This window comes from Actinomyces naeslundii (assembly GCF_001956585.1).
In the GTDB taxonomy this organism is placed as follows: domain Bacteria; phylum Actinomycetota; class Actinomycetes; order Actinomycetales; family Actinomycetaceae; genus Actinomyces; species Actinomyces naeslundii.
This window is the reverse complement of record NZ_MSRR01000022.1, coordinates 1-7,661: the sequence shown is the minus strand read 5'-3', so window position 1 is coordinate 7,661 and position 7,661 is coordinate 1. Positions and strand designations below refer to the sequence as shown.

Annotated in this window: 8 protein-coding genes and 1 pseudogene; all 9 read right to left on the bottom strand. The window is 69.3% G+C overall.

The window, feature by feature from the left end:
- Positions 1–54 precede the first annotated feature (54 nt).
- Positions 55–1,959, bottom strand: a complete 1,905-nt coding sequence (locus BKH33_RS10205) for a heavy metal translocating P-type ATPase (protein ID WP_003780583.1) — start codon at positions 1,957–1,959, stop codon at positions 55–57.
- Entirely contained in the window at positions 1,956–2,324 is a 369-nt protein-coding gene (gene cmtR, locus BKH33_RS10200; RefSeq protein ID WP_003780589.1) for a Cd(II)/Pb(II)-sensing metalloregulatory transcriptional regulator CmtR, read from the bottom strand. The genes BKH33_RS10205 and cmtR overlap by 4 nt, the downstream gene beginning before the upstream one ends.
- 88 nt (positions 2,325–2,412) lie before the next feature.
- Positions 2,413–2,868, bottom strand: coding sequence for a hypothetical protein (locus BKH33_RS10195; protein ID WP_008731400.1), 456 nt, complete (start codon positions 2,866–2,868; stop codon positions 2,413–2,415).
- Positions 2,869–2,905: 37 nt separating this feature from the next.
- Positions 2,906–4,192: a relaxase/mobilization nuclease domain-containing protein gene (locus BKH33_RS10190; protein ID WP_003780565.1), complete on the bottom strand. Its 1,287-nt coding sequence runs from the start codon at positions 4,190–4,192 to the stop codon at positions 2,906–2,908.
- On the bottom strand, positions 4,189–4,779 hold the full coding sequence (locus tag BKH33_RS10185) for a hypothetical protein (protein WP_009212769.1): 591 nt from the start codon (positions 4,777–4,779) through the stop codon (positions 4,189–4,191). The genes BKH33_RS10190 and BKH33_RS10185 overlap by 4 nt, the downstream gene beginning before the upstream one ends.
- Positions 4,776–6,188 (bottom strand): Rep family protein, encoded by a 1,413-nt coding sequence (locus BKH33_RS10180; protein WP_225792350.1) that lies wholly within the window; start codon positions 6,186–6,188, stop codon positions 4,776–4,778. Before BKH33_RS10180 ends, BKH33_RS10185 begins: the two co-directional genes overlap by 4 nt.
- 351 nt (positions 6,189–6,539) lie before the next feature.
- Positions 6,540–6,788 (bottom strand): hypothetical protein, encoded by a 249-nt coding sequence (locus tag BKH33_RS10170; RefSeq protein WP_003780556.1) that lies wholly within the window; start codon positions 6,786–6,788, stop codon positions 6,540–6,542.
- Positions 6,788–7,000: a hypothetical protein gene (locus BKH33_RS10165; RefSeq protein WP_003780572.1), complete on the bottom strand. Its 213-nt coding sequence runs from the start codon at positions 6,998–7,000 to the stop codon at positions 6,788–6,790. The genes BKH33_RS10170 and BKH33_RS10165 overlap by 1 nt, the downstream gene beginning before the upstream one ends.
- Before the next feature lie 181 nt (positions 7,001–7,181).
- Positions 7,182–7,661: pseudogene (locus BKH33_RS10160) on the bottom strand (hypothetical protein); the annotation flags it as partial.

Sequence of the window (7,661 nt, the reverse complement as noted above, 5' to 3'; positions counted from 1 at the left end):
GGCGTCATCGACATGCGCTAGCGCATGTCTGAGTTATGGCGTTGGACGGAACACCTATTGCTTGCGGGCACGCGCAGCCCGCAGTCCGTTGGCGATGACGACGACTTCGGCGACCTCGTGCACGAGGACGACCGCTGCCAGGCCGAGCACGCCGGTGATCGCCAGCGGCAGCAGCACAGTGATGATCGCCAAGGACAGCACGATGTTCTGGTTGATGATCCTGCCGCCGCGGCGGGCGTGGCGCAGAGCCTGCGGGATGAGGCCGAGGTCGTGGCCGGTGAAGGCGACGTCGGCGGACTCGATCGCGGCGTCGGAGCCGGTCGCGCCCATCGCGATGCCCACGGTCGCCCCGGCCAGGGCGGGCGCGTCGTTGATGCCGTCGCCGATCATCGCGGTCGGCGACGTCTCCGAGAACCCGGCGACGATGCGAGCCTTGTCCTCGGGACGCAGCTCGGCGTGCACGTCGCCGATCCCGGCCAGCTTCGCCAGCGCAGCAGCGGTGCGGGAGTTGTCGCCGGTGAGCATGCTCACCTCGACGCCCTGGTCGCGCAGGGTCCGCACGACCTCGGGGACCTCGGGGCGCAGCTCGTCGCGGACGCCGATCGCCCCGGCCAGGAAGCCGTCGACGGTGACGAGCACGCAGGTCTGCCCCTCGGCCTCCAGGTCCTCGACCCGGGCCTTGAGCGGACCGGCGTCGATCCAGCGCGGACTGCCCACCGCCACCCTGCGGCCGTCGACCAGGCCACCGATGCCGTGCCCGGCCTCCTCGGCCACGTCCTGCGCGGCGGGGGTTCCCCGGCCCGCGGCGGCGATGGCGGCGGCGAGTGGGTGCGTCGAGTGCTGCTCCACGGCGGCAGCCCAAGCAAGCACCTGCGCATCGTCGAACCCATGGGCGGCGACGATGGCGGTTACCTCGGGCCGGTTGCGGGTCAGAGTGCCGGTCTTGTCCACGGCCAGGTGCCGGATGCCGCCGAGGCGCTCGAAGGCGGCCCCGCTCTTGATGACGACGCCGAACTTGGTCGCCGCGCCGATCGCGGAGACCACGGTGACGGGCACCGCGATCGCCAGCGCGCAGGGGCTGGCCGCGACGAGGACGACCAGGGCGCGGGTGATCCAGGTCTCCGGGTCGCCGAGCAGGGACCCGAGCACGCCGACGAGGACGGCGAGGACCATCACGCCGGGCACCAGCGGGCGGGCGATCCGGTCAGCGATCCGGGCTCGGTCGCCCTTCTCGGCCTGGGCCTGCTCTACCAGCTCCACGATCGTGGTCAGCGAGTTGTCGGTGCCCGCGGCGGTCGCCTCGACCTCCAGCACGCCGGCGCTGTTGATCGCGCCCGCCGACACCGCTTCTCCGGGCGCGACCTCGACCGGGATCGATTCACCGGTGATCGCCGAAGTGTCCAGGCTCGACCGGCCCGAGCGGACCAGCCCATCGGTCGCGACCCGCTCGCCAGGGCGGACCAGCAGCACGTCGCCGACGGCGATCTCCCTGGCCGGGACCGAGGCGGAGGTCCCGTCGCGCAGCACGGTCGCGGTCTCCGGCACGAGCTTCAGCAGCGCGCGCAGCCCGCCGCGGGCGCGGTCCATCGCCTTGTCCTCCAGGGCCTCGGCGATCGAGTAGAGGAACGCCAGCGCGGCCGCCTCCTCGACGTAGCCGAGGATCACCGCGCCCACGGCGCTGATCGTCATCAGCAGCGCGATCCCGAGCTTGCGCTTCACAACGAGATTCCGGATCGCACCGGGCACGAACGTGTACGCGCCCAGCAGCAGGCCCGCCCAGAACGCGACCAGCGCCGCGATGTGCAGCCCCGACCACTCCAGCGCCAGGCCGGTGCCGAACGCGACGCCGGAGAGGATCGGCACGACCAGGCCGGGATCACGCCACCACGGGCGCTCTGCCTCCTCTGCCTCGTCCGCGGGGCTGGTCGTCGGCTCGTCGCAGCCGCAGGCGGCGCTCACGAGGCGTCCCCCGAACTGCTCGCGGCGCAGCAGCCCGGCACCGAGCAGGCCGGGTCGATGCACGGCGCGCTCTCGTCCACGGCGAGGGTCACATCGACCAGTGCCGTCAGCGCCGCGGCCAGGTGCGGGTCGGCGATCTCGTAGCGAGTCTGGCGGCCCTCGGGCTCGGCGACCACGATCCCGCAGTCGCGCAGGCAGGTCAGGTGGTTGGACACGTTCGAGCGGGTCAGCCCCAGCTCGCGCGAGAGCACCGCGGGGTGGCTCGGGCTGTCGAGCAGGGACATCAGGATGCGGGAGCGCGTCGGGTCGGCCATGGCCCGGCCGAGCCGGTTCATGACGTCAAGACGCGAAGCAATGGTCAGCATGCACTGAACTATACAGCAGCCGCTGACCTAATGTCCAGTTGTCGCGGCTGCCGCACGCGCTGCGCGCGCTTGCCCTCGTGAGGCGTGATCACCTCTTGCGCCAGCGGGGCCACTTCGGCATCCCGCGGCCCTTCCAGGTCTCCACGAGACCCGCAACCCAGCTGACGGACGCGAAGAGCCCGTAGCCGGCCCCGGCGAGGCCAGCGCCGACCACGAGCCACCGGCCGATGCCGAGCCACACGCTCCCGTCCACGTCCAGCGCCCACTGAACACCCGTGATGAGCCCGGCGATGCCCATCCAGAGACCGGCGACGACCACGGCCACCGGCAGGAGAACGAGGCACATCGCGGCGGCGGCGGACCAGAGCTGTCGCGCCTCCAGCTTCGCCGTCGCGGCGATGATCCGCTCCGCCCGCGCGTTCGAGGCGTCGAGGCTCGCGGTCATCGTGGCCGAAGCCTCCCCGGCGACCTGCTCGACAGCCTTCTCGACCCGTTCCTCGGTGCGCTTCTCGATCCGCTGGACCGCGCCGCCGACCTGGCTCACGAGCTTCTGGTTCGCTGTGACCTGCGCCTTCAGACCCTCAATCGCCGAGGCCGTAGCCGCGCGATTCTTCTGCGCCTCCGCGACCAAGCTCCGCGAAGCGGCGTTCAAGCTCTCGCCGTTGAGACTCTGCGCGAACTCGCCGAGCGTGCTCGCGATCTCGTTCTGCCTGCTCTCGATACTCGCGATCCTCGCGGACACGTCGCTGGAGGGCGAGGAGGTCGACGCCGGGGCCGTGATCCGCTCCAGCCGCCTCGTCGTCTCCTCGTCCATGACCTTCACGAACCCCGCGAGCTTCTTCTGCTGTTCGGTCAGCGTGGCGATCCTCGTGTTCTGCGCCTCGACGGCGGCGAGGATCGAGGTCAACAGCTCCATCGTCTCCGGACTGCCGAGCTGCTGCTGCGACTGCTCGGGCTCGTTCTGCTGCTTCAGCCTGTCGAGCGCTGCGCTCATGTTCCTTCTCCTTCTGCTGCTGGTGGTAGTCGAAGAACGCCTGCGCGCCCTCCGGGGTGAAGTCCGCCGAGAGGGCGCTCACGCGCTTGCGGCGCTCGGCGCGGCCGGACTCGCCGCGGCGATCCTCGATGTAGAGCGTCCAGGTCTCTTGCCCGGCGCGCTTGCCCTTCTTGCTGACGGGGCTGTGCAACCGCATCCGCGGCACCCGCTCCCCGTCATCGCCGAGCCGCTGGTTCTGCTCCTCGATCACCGAGACCAGACCGGCCTTGTCCACCGCCCGGGGATCGGCCAGCGCCGCGCTCATCCGGTCGCCCATCTCGCGGTCGAGCGATCCCTCGGCGAAGTCCTCGCGGCGCAGCTCCCAGTCCTTCGGTGCGTGCTCCAGCCGCTTCACGACCGAGAGCCCGTGTTCTCGCATCAGCTGGTCGTTCGCCGACTGGACGCCCCGCTGATTCCCGGCCTTGCGGTCGTGGAACGTGCGATAGTCCGAGAGCGCCTTCCCCGTCCGGTTGTTGTGGTTGATGACCAAGATGTGGTTGTGCGGCTTCTTGCCCCGCCCATCCACATGACTGACTACGAGGCAGTCGGAATCCGGGTGCATCTTCTTCGCGAGCTGATAACCGAGATCGTTCACCCGCTGCACGTCCTCCGGACTCTTCGGGTCGAACTCCTCGTCGCTGAACGACTGGCGGTAATGCACCGCCTCGACCTCGCGCGTCGTGTTCTGCGTGAGCGACCGAGCGCGCGCCGAGAACGCGCCGGGGCCTCCCGGCACATCGCACGTGATCGCGATGCCCCGCTCGTCCTCCTTGCCACGGATATAGCGCTCCGTGTCGGCGGCGCTGGCGCTCGGGCTGTAGTGCGTGGTGCTCATGAGGCCGCCCGATCCCCGAGCAGGGCGCGGACCTCGCGCAGCAACTCGATCAGCTCGGGCACCTCCGCCGACAGCGCCACTGACTCACCAGCCCGCGCCCGGCGGTCGAGGTCGTTGACGTTGATCGCCAGCGGGCGAATCTGCGCGGCCAGCTCGCGAGCATCCGCCGACGCCTGCACCCGCGCCTCGACCCCGAGCAGGTGCGCGGCCACGGCGGCGTCCAACTCCTCGCTCCGAGAGGCGTGGAGGGCATCCCGGACGACGGTCCGCACCCACGTGCTCGGAGCCAGCCCGAGCCGCTTCGCACGAGTGCGAAGCGCCGCGAGCGTCTCCTCTCCGAAGTCGGTATCGAGCTTCGCGCGGCCCCCACGACGACGCTTCGCGCCGCCGTGACTCTGACGCACAGCCTCCGCATCAGCCCGACCGGTGTTCACCTGGGAGTCGGTCTGCTGCTCCACCTGTACGCCAGAGTGGCAAGCAGTAGCCGTGTCGGACATTTCGCTGGCGCTCATGTCCTCCCCGGCTGCTTGCGAGGGGCCTCCGGCCCCCTCGACCCCCTGGAAGAGCGCATCGCGTTCGGTGCTCATGCGGCACCTCCGATCAGCGCCAGCGGCACGTCAGGGCTCCGCACCGCGAGCCCGCCCAGCAGCTCAGCAACCGCGCCCTCAGCGTCATGTTCCGCCGAGGTCTCCGGACCGTAGGTCAGTTCCCGCGACCCGACGTTCTGGTGATACGCGTTGCCGTACATGCCGGGCGTGTGTGCGGCGGTCGGGATGCTGCACTGGTGCCACTCGTAGGGCTCGATCTTCCCAATGTGCTGCACGAGGTAACGATTGATGTCATCGGCACGATAGACCTTCACGACCGAGGCCAAGCGGCGGATGAACTGGTCCAACGCCTCGTCCACGTTGCCCTTCTGGCGGGCGTAGTAGAAGAACTCGACAGGCTCGATCGTCGCCGTGATGACGATAAGGCGCGGGGCCACCTCGCCCTTGTTCTTGTACCGAGCCTTCGCAGGCGAGGCGTTGTACGGATCAAGCAGCAGCAGCCAGTCGTTCGCATCCATCGCCGAGGCCCGCAGATCGTCCAGCAGCAGCACCTCCTCGCCTCGCCAGTCATCAAGCGGGTTCCCCGTCGCGGCCCGGTAGACCTGCCACCGCTCGCCGTGCGCGTTCGCCGCGTTGATCGCCTCGGTGATGAAGTCCGTGGCGAACCGGGTCTTGCCGATCCCGGCATCCCCATGGACGAACACCACGTGCGTCGAGAACTCACCGGCGCGGAGCTTCGCCGCCGCCCGGTATGCGCGGCGCTGGCCGTAGGCCGACAGCGCGTCGTCGATCTCCCGCTGATGCCGCGAGTAGATGTCGAACAGCTCGTCCGTGAGCATGATCTGATCCCGCGTGAACTCGCCCTGGAGCACGCGCTCGCGCATGTCCTCGAAGTTCTCGGCGACGACCTTCTTCTTCACGTGCGCGCGCCCCTTGAGCCAGGTCTCCCGACGCTGGGCGTCGATCCCGAGGTAGTCAGGCCCACGCACCGTAGCGACCTCCGAAGGCGCGTATTGGTGCTTGTCCGCGTACTTCACGTGCGTCAGATACGACAGCATGTTGTCGTAGGCGTACCGCCCGCGGCCCGGCTTCTCGACGTACTGGGGCTCGACGCCGATGCCGAACGCGAGCCGATCCAGCGGTGCGCTCTTCGCACGGCTGGCGAACTTGATGACCGCGTGCAGGTGATCGGGCTTCGGCTCGATCACCAGAGCCTTCTCCGTGTCGCTCCAGACCTCGCGCTCGTCCTTGTCATGCACGATGCCGTAGGCCTCGACGACCTCGCAGCCGGTGGCCTCGAGCCGCTGCACCACGTAGGCGAGGATCGCTTCGGCTCCCTGCTGGAGCAGCGCGGCCCCGTTCGGGTCCTCGGCAGCCCAGGTCCAGTACGACGGATCGAGGTACTGCGTGAGCCCGATGCTCGTCGGGTTGTTCTCCTGCTTAGCCACGGCGACCACCCCCGCCGCGGACAGCGCGGAGGGCCTCAGAGAGAGTGCGGCGCCTAAATGACCCCCTATTGACCCCCAAATGAGACCCAAAATGATCCCACGAGGCCACGCGACGGAGCGCGGGCGGAACCGACCGCTGACCAGGCACGTTGTTGCAGGACGCGGCAATCGACAAGCCCTTGCCGCGCCCGTAGGAACGAATGAGGCTCCCGAAACTCTTAGAGTGCGAAGCACGGCTGCGGACCGTCATCACGACGACGGGCAGCCCGCCTTCGGCGGGTGCCAGGCCAGGCCCTCCGGGCGGGGTCAGGTCGGCGGGAGCGGTGCTGAGGTTGCGTGCGTCGGCGCGCATCAGCGACCACCGCCCCGGCCGTAGCGCTTGATGACAGCCTGGTGCGTGACGCCGAGGGCGTCGCCGATCTTCGCCCAGGTCACCCCATCGGCGCGGGCGTCGGCGACGGCGATCTCGACGGACTCCTCCAGCACGGAGCGGAGCACGCCGAGGTCGTAGAGACGTGCCTCGGACTCGGCGAGGGAGGGGTCGCCCTGTCGCCAGCGGAAGCCGTTCACGTGGTCGAAGGCGGCGGAGTTGGCGCTCATCAGTGACCACCGCCCATCACGGCGGCGACCGCGGCGCGCTGTCGCGGGGTCAGGGGCGTGCGAGCCAGGCGTTCACCGGCCAGACGACCAGCAGCACGAGCGGCGGCGATGACGGGATCGAGGCCGTCTGCCTGCGGAGAAGGAGTGGAGCCCTGATCGAGGCCAGGGCGGTCGAGCGCGGATGCGCGGGGAACGTCGATAACGACAGACATCGGAAGTCCTCAGACATGAGTATCTTCCGGTTCCCCGCCACGGTAATTGGGCTGTTTGACCGGCTACTCATCCGGGAGCAGAACCCCGCGCTTCTAAGTCGCGGCCCCGGTGGGATCTTCTTGTCTGCAACCATTCTCCCACGAGTCGACTCACCATTGCAATGACGAGTCGACTCATGAGTCAGTCGCGACGCGGCTCTATCCGAATCAGGTCGGGGTCGAATTTCACGTGACCGGGCGTGATGGGCTCGATGGTCACCGTCACCAGCTCGTCCACGAGCATCCGGCGGCGGTCCACGTCCAACACCTTCCACTTCGCCTCGACCACCTCGCGGCGCTCCGCGGTGCCGACCGGCTCCTCGACGTCCGCGAGCAGCTTCGCCGCCGCCGACACCGAACGGTCGAGCAGCTCCGCGTCGATCTCGTCGATGCGGGCCTTCACGTCGTTGATCGCTGCCGTTATCTCCAGGACCGGCTGATGGATGTCGCGCAGCAGCGGGCTCAGCTCCTTCACCCGATCGACCAGGGCGTTCCGCTCCGTCAGCAGCTCCTCGCGATCCGGCCCATCGTCCTCCTGTGGCATCACGAGGTCGTGCACGTCCACCGAGGACAGACGCGTGAGCACCGCCTCGGTGACCATCGCATCGACGGGCTGAGCCCG